This is a genomic window from Psychrobacter sp. UBA6291 (assembly GCF_002439405.1).
GTDB classification, from domain to species: Bacteria; Pseudomonadota; Gammaproteobacteria; order Pseudomonadales; family Moraxellaceae; genus Psychrobacter; species Psychrobacter faecalis.
Map to the genome: position 1 here is coordinate 73998 of NZ_DJUD01000014.1, position 18782 is coordinate 92779.

Below are 18782 nucleotides of genomic sequence, written 5' to 3' on the forward strand. Positions count from 1 at the left end.
GCATTTCGTTTTATATATTTTATTCAGATGTGGCTGCGTTCTCGGCACCTTGCGCCTCGGCTTTTTCCGCTAGCGCTTGCTCTTTATCACGTAAGGCGTCGCGCATGGCCTTTTCAAAAGCCTTTTGGCGTTTGATGGCCCTTAGTTCATCGGCGGTTGGCGGCAAAATAGGGTCGGTTTTACGCTGTAGCATCCAATAATCAAATAAGGCGCGACCAATAGGCGCTGCAACGGCACTACCGCCGCCGCCATTTTCGACCAGTACTGAAAGGGCGATTTCTGGCTCTTCTACAGGCGCGAAACCATTAAACCAAGCATGATCCCAGTGACGTTTATCGAGTGCCGCTTTATTATAGCTTTTACCTTGAGCGATAGATTTGACCTGCGCCGTTCCGGTTTTACCAGCGATGCGATAGCGCGGTGTATAAATGCCACGCGCTGTACCTGCCTTAACCGTTTGTTCCATCGCATCGTGCATACGCGTCCAATCTGACGGTTTACCATTGTAGTCAATTTTGCCATCAGGCTTGCTAATCACGTTAACGGCCGCCGCGCCATCGCTGCTTTTTAATAAATGCGGGGTGATGTGATAACCCTTGTTGGCGGTCATGGCGGTGGCATTGGCAATCTGTAATGGCGTGGCTAAAAAATACCCTTGACCGATACTGACTGAGATGGTTTCACCCGGTAACCAGCCTTTATCATAGGTGTCTCTTTTCCATTTTGGTGACGGCATAACGCCTGATTTTTCATTGGGTAAGTCAATACCAGTTTGTTCACCAAAACCGAAGCGCACCATCCAGTCATGAAGGCGCTGAATCCCCATCTCATACGCCAACTTATAATAATAGGTATCTACCGACATCATGATGGATTTCTTTAAATCTACCGTGCCGTGGCCACCGCGTTTCCAGTCGCGAAAACGGTGCGAATCGCCGGGTAGACTGAAATAACCCGGGTCATAAATGGTCGTTTCCCAATCTCGTAGGCCGTAATGAATACCGCCCAAACCCTCAAAAGGTTTAATGGTCGAGCCGGGCGGATACGTCCCTTGTAGCGCGCGGTTATAAAGGGGCTGATCAAGGTCATCACGCAGAGCGCCGTAGTCCTTAAAAGAGATGCCCGAAATAAAAGGATTGGGGTCGTAGCTTGGGTTACTAACAAAAGCCAAAACATCGCCGTTTTTTGGGTCGATAGCGACGATAGCGCCGCGGCGACCATCAAGCTGCTGCTGCGCAATGGTTTGCAAGCCATAATCTAGACTAAGCGTGATGTCATTGCCCGCAATGGGCGCTTTGGTATCAAGTTGACGTAGGATATTGCCATGAGCATCGGTTTCTACCGACTGATAACCTGGCTGTCCGAGCAGGATGTCTTCATAAAAATCTTCAATACCAATCTTACCGATAAGATCGGTACCCGCGTAGCGATCTTTATTAATTTGCTTGGATTCTTTATCGTTAATACGTCCGACATAGCCAATTACATGGGCAAATAGCTCGTCATAAGGGTACGAGCGTGTGAGTTTGCTTTGAATACTGATGCCACGAAAAAAAGGCTGACGCTCACTAAACTGCGCCAATTGTGCTTCGGTCAAATCAATCTTGATGGTCACTGGGTCATTTTTGGTTTTGCTAACGCGCGCCAAAATATCGGTAATGTCTTTTTCGCTAAGATCAAAAATGGGCGCCAGCAGATTTAGCGTGCGCTCTGGGTCTTCGACTTCGTCAGGGCTTAGCATAGCGGTAAATACGGGCTGATTGTCAGCGAGAATCACGCCGTTACGATCGTAAATATAACCGCGACTGGGCGGCGCAGAGATAAGCTTAATGCGATTGTTATCGGCTTGGGTAGTGTACTTATCATGGGCATACACTTGCAGATAACCGTAACGCGCGATCAATCCCAACAAGCCCACAAACATGAACAGCCCAAGGATAATAATACGGCTGGTAAAAATACGATTGACCTGTTCGGTATCGGACGCGAGCGGTTTGTTCATATAAAGTCAGTACCCAGACGATCAGTAAAACGGTCGTTGATAAAGTGATGGTTGATTAAGCACAGATAAATAAAGCCAAGAAAGATACAGTCATTTTTTTGTTTATCTAAAACGGGGTGAGCATAAAGGATAAGACAAAGTATTTCAATAACATAGCGCGATGATTTATCAATAAAAAGGTCAAATGATTTACTTGCCGTCTTCAGCTAGCCAGTAGCATTAAGCAACCGTAAATTATAACAGAACAAACACTTTCGCGCAGTAGGCAGTCGTCTATTTTGTGAGGATCGTTATTGCCATGATCGTCATTGTTCTTTAGGTGTTTTTAACATCATTAAATGATAGTAAAGGTTTAGGGTGGTGAGTAGGGCGCAAAACGTGTCATCGCTAGTCACAACTTGCCAAGGCTTGATATGTGCTAATAAATAGCAAGTATGCTAAAATCAGGCGATTTATTTTAGCCACTTATCGCATCTATAGCGTTATTTAATTCAGTGGTTATTGAGGACAGAGCGTTTTTATTGAGCGTTCTTAATCGACTAAGGATATTTGCTTAACAACGACCATCATCACCTCAAGGATAATTAGAGTCATGGATGCAAATTCATTGTGGCAGACGATAGCGGAACACCCCGAGTTTTTTGCTATGTTGACCATTCCACCAGTGACTGCATTTGTCACTTGGATACATGTGTGGATGGCACTCAAGATGCTATTTTATCCGATTAAATTTTGGGGTATTCGGATTCCAAACTTTCCATTCTTTGGTTTGCCGGGATTGGGTTGGCAAGGGATCGTGCCACGTAAAGCAGGCAAGATATCGGGCGTGATTGTTGATCAGACGCTCTCAAAGCTGGGTTCGCTCGATGAGTTTTTTCAGGCGATGGAGCCAGAGCAGATGGCGGTATTTATCACCGATACGGTCGATGAAAACCTTGAGAGTTTGATTGATGAGATTATGCTTGACCATTCGCCAGCGCTGTGGGGCAATCTGCCTTATGCGTTAAAGCGCCGCGTCTATGCCCAAGCGCATCAAGAGTTGCCAAATATCATGCAATCCTTGGTGACCGATTTGACCTATCACGTCGAAGATTTGGTCGATATGCGCAAAATGATTGTCAATAAAATGGAAAGCGACCGACGTTTGATGGTCAATATGTTTTTAAAAGTTGGGCAAAAAGAGATTGATTTTATCTGGCATATCAGTGCTTTGATTGGCCTTGTATTCGGTATTATCCAAATGTTTATATTTTTGGTGGTACCGCAGCATTGGACGGTACCGTTTTTTGCCGCTATTTGGGGGTTCTTGACCAACTGGATTGCGATTTGGATGGTGTTTAACCCAGTTGAGCCACGTTTTATTCCGTATGTGAAGTTTTTTGCGCTACAAAACCGTTTCCCATTTATTAAGCCGCAACTGCCGCACATTGCTCAGTACCGCTTTCAAGGCGGCTTTATGAAGCGCCAAGAAGAAGTCTCTGAAGTTTTTGCTGAGATTGTGGTCAAAGATTTGGTCACTTTAGAAAACATCATGAATGAGATGATGTATGGTGACCGCGCCGCCGAAACGCGTGAGTTGATGAAATCGCATTTGTATAAAGTGTTAGAATCGCCGGTCATTAGTACCACATTGCGGGTTGGGCTGGGTCGCCGCGAGTTTGGGCAATTGAAAAATACCATTATCGACAAATCCATCGTCGCGACTATGGTGCCACTGCGAGACCCTGAACTTAATGAAAGCCGTGCCAGTAAAATATTTGGGCTGTTTCGCGATCGTATTCGCGCGCTATCCCCTGATGAGTTTCAAAACCTATTGCGTCCCGCTTTTCGCGAAGATGAGATGACGCTAATTATCCTTGGTGGTTTGACAGGTTTCTTGGCAGGTTGGTTGCATTTGGTCTTGGTGTTTTTCCCTGCCATGCAGTGAGAAAGGGTTTTTATGTTCTTTACACACATTACCTACAGAGTGGATACAGAAACGTGACAAGTTGACGCTAATGTACCATGCTGTAAGTCTTCTAAGCTGCAATAGCTGATAGATACAGATGCAGAAAAAAGCATGACAATGGCGGCGTAATGTCTAAAAGTAACGACTATTGACTATTCTCAGACGCATTAAAAATACTGCTTTCTAAAATAAACAATGACCGTATTAAGGTAAACAAGGTTAGACCGTATGTTAATCACAGAATTGGGTTATTTTGCCTTGCTGGCCGCCTTTGTGTTGGCGATTTTGCAGGTAGTATTACCAACCATTGGTGTCATGAACGACCACGTTGCCTGGCAGCGCCTTGCACCGAGTTTAGCGTGGGCGCAGTTTGCGGCCATGATTGTCTCGTTTGGGTCATTGATGGCAGGCTTTTATTTTAATGATTTTAGCTTGGTTTATGTCACCCAGCACTCTAATACCTTGTTGCCTTGGTATTATAAATTGTCGGCGACGTGGGGCGGGCATGAAGGTTCGCTGCTACTATGGATGACCATTATGGCCACTTGGTGTGCCTTGGTCTCTTACTTTAGCCGTGGCTTGCCATTGACCATGCGCGCCCGCGTACTGGTGATATTGGCTGGCGTGCAGGTGATGATGCTGGCGATGTTAATCTTTACCTCATCACCGTTTGATCGCACTTTACCAAATTTACCCGTCGATGGCGCCGATTTAAACCCTCTGCTACAGGATTTTGGTTTGGTTGTCCACCCACCAATGCTGTATATGGGCTATGTGGGTATGGCCGTGCCATTTGCGTTTTGTATGGCGGCATTATGGGAAGGACGTTTGGACGCTGTCTGGACCCGCTGGTCGCGTCCATGGGCACTGGCGGCGTGGGGCTTTTTGACTGTTGGTATCGCCCTTGGTTCTTGGTGGGCTTATTATGAGCTTGGCTGGGGCGGTTGGTGGTTTTGGGATCCAGTAGAGAACGCCTCACTGATGCCTTGGCTTGCTGGTTTAGCTTTGCTGCATTCGTTGGCCGTAACCGAAAAGCGCGGAGTCTTTAAAGCGTGGACCATTATGCTGGCCATTTTTGCTTTTGCCTTGAGTCTTTTGGGCACCTTCCTTGTGCGCTCAGGCGTTATTACCTCGGTGCATTCATTTGCAGCCGACCCAACGCGTGGTCTGGTTATTTTGGTCATTCTGGGTATTATCGTCGGTGGCGGACTGTTGATGTTTGCTGTGCGCGGTTGGCGTCTGACGGTTGAAAGTCAGTATCAGCTGATATCGCGTGAATCATTTTTAGTTATTAATAACGTGATTATTTTAATCTCAACCTTAGTCGTTCTGCTTGGTACGCTATATCCTATTATCGCTGACTCCTTTAATTTGGGTCAGGTCTCTGTTGGTCCTCCGTACTTTAATGCGCTCTTTGTACCTTTAGCATGGCTACTGTTAGTAGCAATGGGCATGGGTTCTAATATTCGCTGGAAAAAAGACAGCCGTCCGCTCTTAGGCGCCGGTATGGTCATTGCGGTCAGCAGTCTGCTGTTAGCAGCGATTATTGCCTATTTTGTTAGCCCGTCTGATATGTTAAATATTGGCGTCACGCTGGCGGTTAGCTTTTGGGTACTACTTTGGATGGCAGTCGATTTTAAAGACAAAACCAAAAACGCCCCAAGTTTCTTTAAAGGACTACGTCATCTACGTTTGAGCTACTGGGGGCAGCAAACTGCTCATATTGGCGTAATCGTCGCCGTCATCGGGGTGGCGTTTACCAGCACCTTGAGTGTCGAGCGCGATGTGGCATTGGGCGAAAATGAAACTGTGCACGTACAAGGCTACGACTTTGAGGTCAAAGATTTCCATGAAGTCAGGGGCAGTAACTTTGATGGTATGCAAGCACAGGTTGAGGTGACCAAAGAGGGCCGCGCGGTGACAACTTTGTATCCGGAGAAACGTACTTATATTATCAGTGGTATGCCAATGACCGAGGCGGCAATTGATGCCAGTCTCATGCGTGATGTCTATGTAGCGCTGGGCGAGCCTATCGCAGAAGACAGTAATAAGTGGGCGGTACGTATTTATGTCAAGCCGCTGGTGCGCTGGATATGGCTTGGAGCGATTATCATGGCCTTAGGCGGTCTGCTAAGTATGCTCGATAGCCGTTATCGTTTTAAAAAGGCTAAGGCATCAACGCAAACGGCAGCCAACAAAGCAGGATTTATTACCGAAGCTCACGTAGGGGAGAAGTAACATGAGTCAGTCAAATAATTCTTCCCAAAAAGCGCCTGCAGATAAAAAGACTAAAACTATGAAAAAAAGCCAAATAAAGATATGGTTTTTGATTCCGCTGATTGTGTTTGTTGGTTTTATTATTATGCTGTACCTGCGTTTGGGTCAGCCGACGGATATCGTCACCAATACTGCGCTTGAGCGGCCGGTACCGACATTCGAGCTGCCATTATTATCCGATACAAGCCGTATGATGACCAATGACAATTTGCCCGAACAACCATTTTTGATGAATATTTGGGGCTCATGGTGTCCAACTTGTATCGTTGAGCATCCTTTTTTAATGCAATTAGAAGAGCGCGGAGTCAATTTGGTTGGTGTTAATTACAAAGATGACATCGGTGATGCGCTAGGATATTTAAATCGTGGCGGCGACCCATTCTCCATGTCTATTCAGGATTTATCTGGGCAGTTTGCTTTAGATTTAGGCTTAACTGGCGCGCCTGAAACCTTTGTGGTTGATGGGCAAGGTATTATTCGTCAGCATATTGTTGGTGAGATTAATGAAAGCAACTGGCAAAGCCGCATCATGCCCTGTTTGATGGTGCTCAATGAAGCGGATAAGAAAAATGTCAGTCCCGATCCTAGTCAGGTTCAGGAGGTGTGTAAGTGAACGCCATACCTTTAACAGTGATGTCATCAAAAAGCCTGTCAGCACAAAGCATAAAACCAGCAAATTTTATAATAAAGTTAGCCAGCTTAATGCTTGCGTGCTTGCTGAGTTTTATCCTCAGTTTCAATGCGTATGCTGCCATTGACGTTTATGACTTCGATTCGCCGCAGCAAGAAGCGCAGTATCGCGGACTTATCGAGGAGCTGCGTTGCCCAAAATGCCAAAACCAAAATTTGGCAGGTTCTGATGCGCCCATTGCGCAAGATTTAAAGCAAAAAACGTACGACATGATTAAAGAGGGTCGTAGTGATGCGGAAATACGCGCTTATATGCAAGAGCGTTATGGCGACTTTATTACTTACAAGCCGCCTGTGCGCCCATCGACCTGGATACTGTGGTTTTTTCCGCCATTATTATTGATTGCGCTGATTATTGGCTGGTTTTGGCAAAGTAAACGTAGCCAGCGCGTGGCGCGCGGTGAAAGTGCGGTTAATATAGACAGCTCCGCAGCGTTATCGGCGGCAGAAAAAGCGGAGCTTGATCGTTTATTGTCGCGTAGCAATGCTAAAAGCGAAGCTGTTATCACCAGTACAGAGGACAAAAAATGACCCTATTTTCTACTTTTGGCTTATTTATTGCCCTAAGCTTATTTATTGCGCTGCTACTGGCCGTTATCGCTATCATGCCATGGCTACGCGCCTCACGCTTGCGCGACAATCCTGTTGACAACCAACTGCTAGACATCAACGTTGCCGTATTCCGTGAGCGTCTAACAGAGCTGCAAACCGATAAAGACAGCGGCACCATCGATGACGTCCATTACCGCAATCAAAAGCTCGAGCTTGAGCGCCAATTACTGGACGCGCAGCGCACAGTCACGCCCATGGTAGCGCCAAGTTACAAAAGTCGTTTGATTATCATGATATGGGTGCCGGTATTGGCAGGATTGGCTTATTTTTTAATCAGTGACCGTACGTCAGTATTTGACTTATGGGCGGCTGAAGATAAAGTCGGACAAGTGGCAGATGACTTATTGACTGGTAAAATCGATCAGCCGCCTGCTTGGGCGATTGAAGACGGTACGCAGCTTATCAGTGCCATGCAGACCAACGTCTATCGTCATGCTGATGATCCTGATCGCTGGATGCGTCTGTCTGAGCTGTTTTTATCATTAGAAGCAACCGACTCAGCTCTTGAAGCATTATCGCGTGCTTATCGTTTGTCGCCAGGCAATGAAGAGATTGCCACCACTTATGCGCAAATCAGCTTTTTTGCCAATAAAGGCCAGCTCGATGCCAATAGTCGCCGCGTTTTACAAGATGTGCTAGCGAAAAATCCAAAGCATGAAGGCGCTCAAATGCTGATGGCAATGGGCGAGGCGCGTGGCAATAACTTTGAGCAAGCACAAGGCTGGATTAAGCGTTTGCGCGCCAGTATTGCTGCCAAACCGGGCGACCATAGCCAAGCACTGGCAAGCCTTGATGAATTGAGTGCCAACGTCAGCGCGCAGCAGCAGCAGGCATCTGAGGGCGTTGAGATCACCGTCTCTATTAATGCAAGCTTACTACCATTAGTAAAGGCAGACGATGTGTTGTTTGTCGCTATTCGTGATGTCAAAGGTGGGCCACCGTTCGCTGCCAAGCGTTTACCGATTAGCGTCATTAAACAGGGTGAGGCGACTATTAGTCTAAGTGATTTAGACGCCATGATGCCTGAACGTACGCTTGCGTCTGCTCGCGGTGATAAAGTCCAGCTTGCTGTCATTGCCCGTATCAGCCATAGCGGCACCGCCGATGCTGAATCCGGTGATTTAAGCGGTAATCCTGTTGTCATTAGCGCTGACCAAAATCAGGTCAATGTGGCTATTAATCAACAAGTTCCTTGATAGATATATTGTAAAAACTGAATACTTAATAAATGCGCGCTGTCATATTTTTGGCGGCGCACAACCCGCACAATCTTATCTCATGAACAGATAAGTCATCGTAACTTGCCGCATCAAGACTAAAAATACTTGAGCTTTTGAAAGCCACAAGGTAAGGTAAGCTCTGCAACCCACCAATCCCTAAGTTTTATTAGTCCCAAAATCCTATCTATTAAGGAGAGTCGTATAATGATGCGTATTATTTTGCTAGGTCCACCAGGCGCCGGTAAAGGTACCCAAGCCCAGTTCATCTCTAAAGAGTATGATATCCCGCAAATCTCAACAGGTGATATGCTACGTGCCGCCATCAAAGAAGGTACGGAACTTGGCAAACAAGCAAAAGATGTGATGAACGCTGGTGGTTTGGTTTCTGATGATCTTATCATTAACCTCGTGCAAGAACGCATCGCCAAGCCTGATTGTGTCAACGGCTGTATTTTAGATGGTTTTCCGCGTACCATTCCACAAGCCCAAGCGCTTGCTGATGCCAACGTAGCGATTGACCATGTGATTGAAATCAGCGTGCCTGATGATGAAATCGTTAAGCGCCTATCAGGCCGTCGTCAGCATGCTGGTTCTGGGCGTGTTTATCATATCGACCACAATCCACCTAAGGTCGAAGGTATCGACGATGTGACGGGCGAGCCGTTGATTCAGCGTGAAGACGATAAAGAAGCGACCATTCGTGATCGTTTAGCGACCTATCAACAGCAGACCTCTGCCTTGGTTGGTTACTATCAAGAAAAAGCAGCTGAGGGCGGCGATGCCCCTAAATATGACAAATTCGATGGCACCCAAGGCATTGATGATGTTAAACAGCAAATCTTATCGGCACTAAAAGGCTAAAACTTTTTAAACGTCGCCGATAGACGTGTTGATTAACCTTTATATTCAAAACCCTGCCGCTTGTTATTAATAGCAGCAGGGTTTTTTAATGCTTAAAAATAAATGCTAACCAGTACCAATAAAAAAGCCGCTTACTTAAATTCAGTAAACGGCTTTTAGCTACTATTGTTTAAATGCAGCTTAGCTAATGCTTTAGCAAAAAGTTACGCGTTACCTTGGGCATCAACTTGCGCTTGCTGTTGGCTTTGCGCATATGCTTGGTCAAAGTTGACTGGTGCAAGCAATAACTGCGGGAAGCTACCACGCGTTACGATGTCGCTGATCACTTCGCGCGCATACGGGAACAATACGTTCGGGCAGTAAGCACCCAAGATTTGACCGATTTGATCTTCTGGGATGTCTTTTAATAAGAAAATGCCCGCTTGATGCACTTCAGCGATAAATGCCGCTTCTTCAGCGTTTTTAGCGTTGACACTGACCGTTAATACCACTTGATAATGATCGTCATCAAGCTTTTCAGCGTTGCTCGATAGATTGATATCAAGCTCAGGGTTCCACTCTTTAGTAAATACAGCGGCGCCTGGGACTTCAAGTGACATGTCTTTTACATAAATGCGTTCTAGTGCCAATTGTGGTTGTGCTTGCTCTTCAGCCATGGTCATTCCTCTAAAAGTTAATCAAATAATAGGGCAGATTGTCATTGTAACAACATATCATTGTAATATAAATGCAAACTAAGGTTTGAGATTTATCTCAAGGTCTTTTACGCAGTTTTTTTAAATGTTTTTTATCACAAAGCTTTATTCTTAACGCTGTCTATTTTTACACCAATAAAAATAGACAGAAAAGGACAATAGCAGATTAACCGGCTAATAGCTCGTCAAGTTTGCCTTGTTGGTTCATTTGGTTAAGCTCGTCGAAACCACCGACAAAGGTGTCACCAATAAAAATTTGCGGCACAGTGCGATAGTTGTTGGTTTTTTGCATCAAAGCTTGGCGCTCTTCGCGGCTGATGTCATGCATGCCGATTTCTTCGTAATCAACACCTTTAGATTGTAATAATTGCTTAGCGTTTGAGCAGTATGGGCACATTGGAGTGGTATAAACTTGCACAGGTACAGTCATGGTCTTTCCTTATTTATAAATTTATGGGGGAGCAATTTTGTTATAAGTAATAGGATAAATAGTAAGATAAAAAAATTATAGAGTAGTCATTAATATAATCCGTTATCAATACGTAAATGCTAGCTATATTTGCTGCTCCTCCGTATAAAGTGGGGATGGCTATGGCAAATTCAAGCAGTGTTGGTTAAAAAGTGCTGACGGTAGCATAGTTAGCGTATAAAAAAAGACACCTGATAAAAAGGTGTCTTTTTGATTGGTACTGCTGGTTAATAAGACCAGCTAATAGGATTTGTCTTACTTATGCAAACTTGGCTTGGCTTTACCTTTGTTTTTAGATTTAGTATCTTTTATGCCAACCAATGGCATACCAGCGCCTTGCCAGCCGCCGATTCCGCCATCTAGGCGATAGACATTGTCTTTACCAATCATTTGTACCGCAGCACCTGCTTGGATGCCCATATCACAGACGATGATGACTGGCTGTTCAATCGCACGAATTTCTTCAATTCGGTCTTTAAGCTCAGTAAAAGGTATGTTGCGGCTGCCTTGGATATAACCAGTTTCAAATTTCTTTTTGGCGCGAATATCGATCAGCTGCGCATTTTGCGAGTTGACCATCATACCCAAAGTGTTGGGCGATATTTTTCTGCCACTACGTTTATTTTCAATGGCAAAAAATAGCACGGCAAGCACGGCTAATATACCAAATAAAAACGGGTGGTTGCCCACAAATTCCAGCGCACGATCCAAACCATACCTCCAAAAATATAAGTGTTCGGTCAAACTGAGATAACAGCCCAACGATGGTGAACAAGGCGCTATTATACCGATAAGGTCATCTATAGTAAACGGGCGATGACTTGGTCGTTACTTTATCTCGTCGTTCCTTTATCAGTAACCTTTAGACATATCTGCTAATAAGGCTTAGTATCCGCCTCTTCTGTTAACGTCACAAGGTTTTCAACACGGCGCTGCAACACTTCGCCGTCCGCAACCGCTTGCCATAAGGCGCAGCCTTTACTGTTATGGGTATGGCGACAATCGCGGAACTGGCAATCACCTGCCAGCGGTGCAAGCTCGATAAAGCCTGAGATAATATCATCAGGGGTGAGATGCCAAATACCGTACTCACGAATACCAGGGGTGTCGACAATGCCGCCTTGGGTTAAGTCATTTGGGTTAAATGGCAATAAGCGACTGGTGGTGGTGGTATGTTGACCGAGCTTTGAGTTTTCAGAGATGACATTTACCACTTGTCCTGACTCTGGCAGCAAGGCATTGATTAAGCTGCTTTTACCGACGCCTGATTGACCAGCAAAAATGACCAGTTTCTTATCGATGTAGCGCTTTAGCTCATCAAGCCCTATTTGCTCATCGCTATTAGCGATGTTTTCAGGGCACGCAACCGAGGTCAGTACGCTCTCGTAACCAAGCGCCGCGTATTGTGCCAATAATTCACTGGTATCGACGCCGTTTTCCTGCGCCAACAAATCGGCTTTATTAAGTACCAATAGTGGCTTTACGCCCGCATGATGACAAACGACCAAATAGCGATCAATCAATGTCGGCGCAGCGGCAGGCAAGGGCGCAAATACAATGGCCAAAATATCGACATTGGCGGCGACGGGTTTGAGCTTATGATAACGGTCAGGACGCGAAACGAGCGAGGTGCGAGGCTTGACGGACTCGATACGTCCAAAGCCGGTATTAGGGTCTGCAGTCCAGCGTACTTGGTCACCCGCTGCTAGCATGGGCAGATTGGTACGCACATGACAACGCCAAATATCGCCTAACGCCAGCTCTTGCCAAAACGGCTCAGGATCATCAGGCGCAATCTCGGGCTGCACAGGAATTACTGCTGGCAAGCTGGTCACTTGTACTTCTAGCTGCTTACCATAATGCGCCATAACCACGCCATCCATCAAACTGTCATCGATGCTGTCTTGGCTATCGAGCTGTTGTTTGTCGATGCGACGAATCTGTTGTTTAGTCAGTTTGCGTTGCCGGATTAATGCCATGGATTGTGACCTATTAGAAAAATATTGCTAAGTGTAGCGTGAAAATTTGCTAACATACAGCCTAAAGCGCCGCTAGCAGATAGTGGTTTTGTAATGTTTTAGATTTTTAGGCATTATAGCCAATCAAGCGCAAAGTATGTGATTTTGAGCATGACCATTCACAGTTAGTTTAATTGATTAACAAGGCTCACAAGTTGTGCCAAAGTTTATTGACCATAGGATATTTTATGAGTACCGACGACCATCCCAATAAAATTAAAATCAAAAACCAAGGTAAAAAAGGGTTGGTGTGGATTGACCTAGAAATGACCGGACTTGATACCTTAAATGATGAGATTATCGAGATTGCGACCGTGGTGACCGATGAGGATTTAAACGTCCTTGCCGAAGGGCCGGTGTTTGCCATTAAAGTATCCGATCAAATATTAAATAAAATGGATGACTGGAATACCAAGCAGCATGGGCAGTCAGGCTTGGTGGACCGTGTGCGCCGTAGTACGGTGACCTTGGCGGAAGCAGAAGCGGAAACCATTAAGTTTTTGAATAAATGGGTCGATAGTGGCAAGTCGCCGATGTGTGGTAACTCAATCTGCCAAGATCGCCGCTTTTTAGCCCGCCAAATGCCCGAGCTTGAGCGCTTCTTCCATTATCGCAACCTTGATGTGTCGTCGATTAAAGAGCTGTGTTTCCGCTGGCGTCCAGATATTCTAAGAAATTTCGAAAAAGGCGGCAGTCATTTAGCCCTAGATGATATTCGCGATTCTATTCGTGAACTAAAACATTATCGTCAGCATTTCTTTAAGTTGATGCCTTAACGTCATGTTCAAAGATTGATGTCTTAGAAATCAATCTTTAGAAATAACCATTTAAGAACAAATAAAAAGTCCGTCAAAGAAGCGAATGCCAAGATATGGCTCGTTTCTTGGCGGACTTTTTGTTTCAATGATATTTTAAATGAAAGCTTATTGGGATAATCCTTTAATAGTATATTAGCGACCCTCATCAGGCCGCTTAATGCTATCAGAGCTGGCTTCATAAACCGCATCTAATTCTGCTTCCGTTAAATATTTTTCTACCGTCGGGTATAACTCGCGCTCTTCAAAGCGAATATGGTCGTATAATAGGGTGCCAAGCTCATGAACTTGTGCCACGCTGACCTCTCTATTGCCCGATTTTTGTGATTGTTCGACCGTATTTATCAGTTGATGTAATTGCTTATGCTGTCCATCAAGGGTTTCGAGTACTGACGCCACATCGGATTCAGTAGCGCGATACGGCTCTAAAGCATTAGCGATTAAGTTGTCTTCAATTTGGAAGTGGTAAGCCATATCATTAATATAAGAGGTAAGATTGTCCCAATGTTTGGCAATCTCTTCGGGTTCATCCAAGCTTTCTTTGGCATGGCGAGACAGATTAAGCCCAAGATGGTGCTGGCGTGACAGCGGCTGCAATTGATTGGCGCGTTTCATAATTAAATACCTTAATGCTTCGAGAAGTCATGATTGATTCATTATTTGGAGTCATATTTTATGTTTAACTATCTTTTAATTTTGCATTTACTCGGGGCTGCAATTTGGACAGGTGGTCATTTAATACTAGCATTAGTGGTGTTGCCAAAAGTGCTATCTTCACGTAATTTAGACGCATTGTTACAATTTGAAGGTCAGTTTGAAAAAATTGGTATGCCGGCATTAGCCATTCAAATCATCACTGGATTATGGATGGCATATAAGATATTACCTAACATAGAGATGTGGTTTGCCTTTGATAATGACATCAGTGTCTTGATTGGTATAAAGCTGAGTTTGTTATTACTGACGGCACTAGTCGCGATGCATGCGCGCTTTTGGGTCATACCACGCTTATCCGCTAATAATTTGAATGGGTTTGCCATCAATATTATTCTGGTGACGTTATTTTCAGTGGCGTTCGTCGTGGTTGGTACGCTGTTCCGTACGGGATTTTAAAGAGAAGTTTTTAGATAAAATGATATAGGCTAAGTAGCAATTAATAGCTAATACAAATCAACAAACACAAAAAAACCTCAAGTAAATGAATACTTGAGGTTGAAACTTTGTACTTAATAATTTTATTAAAAACCAAGTTTTAAATATGGCGCAGCGGACGGGACTCGAACCCGCGACCCCCGGCGTGACAGGCCGGTATTCTAACCAACTGAACTACCGCTGCTTAGGTCGTCTTTAGCATGTCGTCTTCTAAAAGACCCACTCGCTAAATGAGTGGTGGGTGATGACGGATTCGAACCGCCGACATTCTGCGTGTAAGGCAGACGCTCTACCAACTGAGCTAATCACCCTGAGAAGCGTTAAAAAATTGCACTGCAATTTTAGCTTCGCAAGGGAAATCCTTTAAATAGGATTTCCTGAAAGCTTTAACATTCAAAGCTGTCACCCTTTAAATAACTTTCAACAGAAGAGAACTAACTAAAGCCTCGCTCTGTGGGTGTGTATTATATACATTTACACATGACTGTCAAATATTATTTTAAGTATTTTTAAAATTATGGCTAATAAACTTACTTACCGCTCAAACTAAGCTGTAAGTAGGGTGATGATAGACTATATAGCCGCTATATTGCTGGCTATTGCGTGCTTGCTAAAAGTCACTATACTGATAAGGCTTTTTGCATCTAACGAACAAGACGTCTACTTATAGGGCGTCTACTTAATAAAACAGCGGGCTAATAACTAATAAATAGATGAATGATTTGAGTGATATAGGGTCATGGAGGTGAGCATAGATAATTTTAATATAGAAGCTCTGTCTATTGAAGACTACTTTACGACATGGTCGGTAGGAGACTTTGCTGGATTGGGTCTGATATTGCACGTGATTTTGATGATCGTCATGACCCTGCGTATCGTCTCGGTGCAGCGCAATATTGGGGTATCGATTGCTTGGGTTGCTGTGCTTTATACTTTGCCTTTGGTTGGTTTTATCGCTTATATCTTATTGGGTGAGCCAATGATTGGGCGGCGTTATCGTGCGCGTATGAATCAGGCGCGGCTACTGATGAATGATATGGCCAAGCGTGAGCAAATGGTGTTTGATGAAGGACAAGAGCTGCTACCCGATAATTATCGCGGTGTCAGTAAAATAGGCACACGTTGGACAGGGTTTGGAGTGTTTCCTGATCATCAAATGCAATTATTGACCACGCCGAGTGCTATCTTTGGGCGCTTGATTGAAGACATTAATGCCGCTCAGCGCATTATTCTGATGGAGTTCTATATCATTTATCCAAAAGGTCAGATACTCGACGTCATGGACGCGTTGATGGCAGCGGTACAGCGCGGTGTCGAGTGTCATATTTTGGCGGATAGTGTGGGCAGTTTTAGCTTTTTTAATAGCAAACAGCATCGCATGTTAGAAGAGGCTGGGGTTTTTGTACACCAGTCGCTGCCGGTTGGTTTGTTTAAGACGCTATTTAAACGCTCAGATTTACGTAATCATCGCAAGATTATCGTCATTGACGAACATATAGGCTATATCGGTAGCTTTAACTTGGTTGACCCGAAGTTTTTTAAACAAAACAAAAATGTCGGTCAATGGATTGATGTGGCGATACGTAGCGTCAGCCAACAACCGATAAATATTGCCACGGCGATGGCAAAAGTGGTGGTCACCGATATTGGCGCGGAAAATAAAGACAATCTCGATGCGCTCAATCACCGCGTGAATAACTATACGCGTAAGCTTTATGTCATGAATCCGACTATTAATGATATCAATAGTCGCGTTAAAGTGTTAGACGAGATTAGCGATACAGATGAGCTACCCGAGATTGGGTCGACATCGATTGTGATACCGCGTATGCCAGTCGTTGAGGATGTGCTGGCGCAGCTAATACCTTCGGCGCCGCAAGTGACGGCGCATGTGATTTATAATACGTTGGTGACGGTGATACATCGTGCCAATAAACGTATTCGTATTACCACGCCGTATTTTGTCCCCGATGAAGCGTTATCAGGGGCGCTGACCACCGCGGCCAAACGAGGGGTCGAGGTGACGGTTATTGTGCCCGAAAAAGTGGATTCATTTTTGGTGCAACACGCCTCACAAGCGTACTATCAAGAGCTACTTGAAGCCGGGGTAACCATTGCTTTATTCAAAGGTGGACTGCTGCATGCTAAAACCGTGGTTATTGACGATGATTATTGTCTGTTTGGTACGGTAAATATTGATATGCGCAGTTTTTATTTAAATATGGAGGTCAGCTTAGCGATTTATACGCCAGAAATGGTCGCGCAGGTTGCGGATTGCCAAGAGGTTTACTTGCAAAGCTGCCGGTTTTTAAGTTTAGAAGAATGGCAAGAGCGCCACGGGGCAGAGCGCTTATTTGATAATGTAGTGCGCTTATTTAGTCCTTTATTGTAGCGCTTTTGATTTTAGGGTAAGGTAAACTACTTATTTTTATTACCATCTTATTGTTATTATTATTTGAAATGTTGGTTTTCAAAACGCTCAACTTTAAAGGATAGGCTCGCCTTATGTCTGCATCGCCCTTAACGCCCCTTGATTATATCGCAGCAGGCTATTGGCAAGATTTTTTAGCCGGCCGTTTTGTTGCCGGCGGCATGGCTTATGAAGCGGAATTGCATCGATGCACACTCGATGAATCGCTGGCAAGTTTACAGCGCGTAGATACTTTGCTGTCGCAGATACGCCGTGACATGGTTAAGTCGGGCAGCTGGGATGAAGCGGCGCTATTAATAGATGAGCGCTATCGTAATTTTATGGTATTTTTGGCATTTTATGCTGGGCGCGTATTAGCACAGCAATGGCAGTATACGCCGCATTGGTTCGGAGAGTTTGAGCTACGTAAGCGCTATCCTACCTTGCCGCTACTGACCGATGACTTTTATCAGCATATGGCCGTGGTTTATCGCGATGATAGTGAGGTTAATAATCAGTTTAATACGACTGAGTCGCTATTTTTTGCTTTAGAGCCGATAGGAATGCGGCTGTTTGGTCATATTGATAGACCGTTTCAAGCAGTGCAAGGCGGTCAGGTGGCAAGTGGACTATACCAAGCAGTAACTGCAAGAGTGCCAAACGCCATTAATAATAGTTATACATTACCCTTAGATGACGCGCAATCTTTCGATAAAAAATTGACTGAAGTAGGTGTGACGCAGCATAGCAGACAAGATATTCAGACAGACAATATTGATAATAGTTATTCTCATCATGAGCTGCAATCAACACCTGAACCTGTTAAAGCAGATACTGTATTAGCAAAAGCTAATTTATCGACGGCTTCATTAGAAAGCCCCCCTGTACAAACTATAACGGCAGAAACTACGTCAGTAGTATCTTCACAAGCAGCGTTAAAAGAAGTTGCAGTAAAACCAACAACAAAATTCGCGCCAACTCCAGAGCTTTTTACTCAATTGCTGATAGAGCTTGATGAAATAGACGTCGCCCAAAGCGCTGGCAAGACAGAATACGAGCAAGCCCGTAAAGTCTTGGATCAATTTGAGCAGTATATTGCTAAGCAAGAGAAACCGCGCGCGCAAGTTGCCTTTTCACAGCAGCATTTGGCAGCAAAGCAGCAAGCTCTAGCAAGATTGCAAGACGCTGCCCATGCAGGTAATAGCGCGGCGATGCTACGTTTGGCAATGTATGAGCTGCTTGGTGAAGGAATAAATACGGATAAAGTAGCTGGCATGGAAGCAGGCGTTGAATGGGTGAAGCAAGCAGCGAGCAAAAACGACAGCCGTGCCCAGCGTTTATTAAGTAAGCTCTACTATCAAGGCTTTGGCGTACCGCAAGATATGACCAATGGCAAATATTGGCTTGAGCAAGCGGCCGAAAACGGTCATGTAGAAGCGGCCAGTTTGGTCAGTCAATGGCAGCAAGCGCAGGCGTTGATTAGCACACAAAAGCAAGAGCAGCATAGTCTCAAACGTTATCAGTTATTGTTTGCGGTAATTATTGTCGTCGCTATATTAATCTTCATTATTGTCTAAATGCTTATTTTAAATTCTAGCTCTTAAATCCTCGTT

The 18782-nt window shown here is 44.7% G+C and carries 16 protein-coding genes and 2 tRNA genes; 10 read left to right on the forward strand and 8 right to left on the reverse strand.

The window, feature by feature from the left end; translation table 11 throughout:
• Positions 1 to 19 precede the first annotated feature (19 nt).
• On the reverse strand, positions 20 to 2002 hold the full coding sequence (gene mrdA, locus B3R91_RS01830) for a penicillin-binding protein 2 (protein WP_286796195.1): 1983 nt from the start codon (positions 2000 to 2002) through the stop codon (positions 20 to 22).
• Between the two features lie 592 nt (positions 2003 to 2594).
• On the opposite strand from mrdA, the gene B3R91_RS01835 reads away from it, so the two are divergent.
• From B3R91_RS01835 to adk, 6 genes are all read left to right on the forward strand, one after another.
• A complete protein-coding gene (locus tag B3R91_RS01835) occupies positions 2595 to 3929 on the forward strand; it encodes a hypothetical protein (protein WP_193031309.1) in 1335 nt (444 codons plus the stop codon).
• A 249-nt stretch (positions 3930 to 4178) separates the two neighbouring features.
• Positions 4179 to 6188 carry a heme lyase CcmF/NrfE family subunit gene (locus B3R91_RS01840; RefSeq protein WP_286796198.1) on the forward strand — a complete coding sequence of 670 codons (2010 nt, stop codon included), beginning with the start codon at positions 4179 to 4181 and terminating at the stop codon, positions 6186 to 6188.
• A gap of 1 nt (position 6189) precedes the next feature.
• Positions 6190 to 6840 carry a DsbE family thiol:disulfide interchange protein gene (locus tag B3R91_RS01845; RefSeq protein WP_144297736.1) on the forward strand — a complete coding sequence of 217 codons (651 nt, stop codon included), beginning with the start codon at positions 6190 to 6192 and terminating at the stop codon, positions 6838 to 6840.
• Between the two features lie 71 nt (positions 6841 to 6911).
• On the forward strand, positions 6912 to 7448 hold the full coding sequence (locus tag B3R91_RS01850; protein WP_286796239.1) for a cytochrome c-type biogenesis protein: 537 nt from the start codon (positions 6912 to 6914) through the stop codon (positions 7446 to 7448).
• Positions 7445 to 8725: a c-type cytochrome biogenesis protein CcmI gene (gene ccmI, locus B3R91_RS01855; RefSeq protein ID WP_286796200.1), complete on the forward strand. Its 1281-nt coding sequence runs from the start codon at positions 7445 to 7447 to the stop codon at positions 8723 to 8725. Before B3R91_RS01850 ends, ccmI begins: the two co-directional genes overlap by 4 nt.
• Before the next feature lie 228 nt (positions 8726 to 8953).
• A complete protein-coding gene (gene adk, locus B3R91_RS01860; protein WP_068407441.1) occupies positions 8954 to 9610 on the forward strand; it encodes an adenylate kinase in 657 nt (218 codons plus the stop codon).
• Positions 9611 to 9813: 203 nt separating this feature from the next.
• Here the strand turns inward: adk and secB are convergent, their stop codons facing one another.
• The 4 genes from secB to rsgA all read right to left on the reverse strand — a co-directional run bounded on the left by secB (position 9814) and on the right by rsgA (position 12753).
• On the reverse strand, positions 9814 to 10266 hold the full coding sequence (gene secB, locus B3R91_RS01865; RefSeq protein WP_068407439.1) for a protein-export chaperone SecB: 453 nt from the start codon (positions 10264 to 10266) through the stop codon (positions 9814 to 9816).
• A 205-nt stretch (positions 10267 to 10471) separates the two neighbouring features.
• Positions 10472 to 10735, reverse strand: coding sequence for a glutaredoxin 3 (grxC, locus tag B3R91_RS01870; protein ID WP_201541272.1), 264 nt, complete (start codon positions 10733 to 10735; stop codon positions 10472 to 10474).
• Between the two features lie 294 nt (positions 10736 to 11029).
• Entirely contained in the window at positions 11030 to 11485 is a 456-nt protein-coding gene (locus B3R91_RS01875; RefSeq protein ID WP_144297732.1) for a rhodanese-like domain-containing protein, read from the reverse strand.
• A gap of 164 nt (positions 11486 to 11649) precedes the next feature.
• A complete protein-coding gene (gene rsgA / locus B3R91_RS01880; RefSeq protein ID WP_286796204.1) occupies positions 11650 to 12753 on the reverse strand; it encodes a ribosome small subunit-dependent GTPase A in 1104 nt (367 codons plus the stop codon).
• A gap of 227 nt (positions 12754 to 12980) precedes the next feature.
• Here rsgA and orn point away from each other — a divergent pair, with 227 nt between their 5' ends.
• A complete protein-coding gene (gene orn / locus B3R91_RS01885; RefSeq protein WP_102077375.1) occupies positions 12981 to 13568 on the forward strand; it encodes an oligoribonuclease in 588 nt (195 codons plus the stop codon).
• Between the two features lie 174 nt (positions 13569 to 13742).
• Here the strand turns inward: orn and B3R91_RS01890 are convergent, their stop codons facing one another.
• Entirely contained in the window at positions 13743 to 14222 is a 480-nt protein-coding gene (locus tag B3R91_RS01890) for a hemerythrin domain-containing protein (protein ID WP_286796206.1), read from the reverse strand.
• 60 nt (positions 14223 to 14282) lie between these two features.
• On the opposite strand from B3R91_RS01890, the gene B3R91_RS01895 reads away from it, so the two are divergent.
• Positions 14283 to 14720, forward strand: coding sequence for a CopD family protein (locus B3R91_RS01895; protein ID WP_102077377.1), 438 nt, complete (start codon positions 14283 to 14285; stop codon positions 14718 to 14720).
• A gap of 146 nt (positions 14721 to 14866) precedes the next feature.
• Here B3R91_RS01895 and B3R91_RS01900 read toward each other — a convergent pair.
• Positions 14867 to 14943: transfer RNA gene (locus B3R91_RS01900), tRNA-Asp, on the reverse strand.
• Between the two features lie 51 nt (positions 14944 to 14994).
• Positions 14995 to 15070 (reverse strand) — tRNA-Val (locus B3R91_RS01905).
• Between the two features lie 428 nt (positions 15071 to 15498).
• Here B3R91_RS01905 and B3R91_RS01910 point away from each other — a divergent pair.
• Entirely contained in the window at positions 15499 to 17151 is a 1653-nt protein-coding gene (locus B3R91_RS01910; protein ID WP_414707488.1) for a cardiolipin synthase, read from the forward strand.
• Positions 17152 to 17264: 113 nt separating this feature from the next.
• A complete protein-coding gene (locus B3R91_RS01915; protein ID WP_286796210.1) occupies positions 17265 to 18746 on the forward strand; it encodes a tetratricopeptide repeat protein in 1482 nt (493 codons plus the stop codon).
• Positions 18747 to 18782 lie beyond the last annotated feature (36 nt).

Coding starts and splice junctions, on each gene's coding strand:
- B3R91_RS01845 (WP_144297736.1), top strand. CDS start 6,190: ATGAGTCAGTCAAATAATTCTTCCCAAAAAGCGCCTGCAGATAAAAAG.
- B3R91_RS01910 (WP_414707488.1), top strand. CDS start 15,499: ATGGAGGTGAGCATAGATAATTTTAATATAGAAGCTCTGTCTATTGAA.
- secB (WP_068407439.1), bottom strand. CDS start 10,266: ATGGCTGAAGAGCAAGCACAACCACAATTGGCACTAGAACGCATTTAT.
- mrdA (WP_286796195.1), bottom strand. CDS start 2,002: ATGAACAAACCGCTCGCGTCCGATACCGAACAGGTCAATCGTATTTTT.
- ccmI (WP_286796200.1), top strand. CDS start 7,445: ATGACCCTATTTTCTACTTTTGGCTTATTTATTGCCCTAAGCTTATTT.
- B3R91_RS01840 (WP_286796198.1), top strand. CDS start 4,179: ATGTTAATCACAGAATTGGGTTATTTTGCCTTGCTGGCCGCCTTTGTG.
- B3R91_RS01915 (WP_286796210.1), top strand. CDS start 17,265: ATGTCTGCATCGCCCTTAACGCCCCTTGATTATATCGCAGCAGGCTAT.
- B3R91_RS01835 (WP_193031309.1), top strand. CDS start 2,595: ATGGATGCAAATTCATTGTGGCAGACGATAGCGGAACACCCCGAGTTT.
- B3R91_RS01895 (WP_102077377.1), top strand. CDS start 14,283: ATGTTTAACTATCTTTTAATTTTGCATTTACTCGGGGCTGCAATTTGG.
- rsgA (WP_286796204.1), bottom strand. CDS start 12,753: ATGGCATTAATCCGGCAACGCAAACTGACTAAACAACAGATTCGTCGC.
- adk (WP_068407441.1), top strand. CDS start 8,954: ATGATGCGTATTATTTTGCTAGGTCCACCAGGCGCCGGTAAAGGTACC.
- grxC (WP_201541272.1), bottom strand. CDS start 10,735: ATGACTGTACCTGTGCAAGTTTATACCACTCCAATGTGCCCATACTGC.
- orn (WP_102077375.1), top strand. CDS start 12,981: ATGAGTACCGACGACCATCCCAATAAAATTAAAATCAAAAACCAAGGT.
- B3R91_RS01890 (WP_286796206.1), bottom strand. CDS start 14,222: ATGAAACGCGCCAATCAATTGCAGCCGCTGTCACGCCAGCACCATCTT.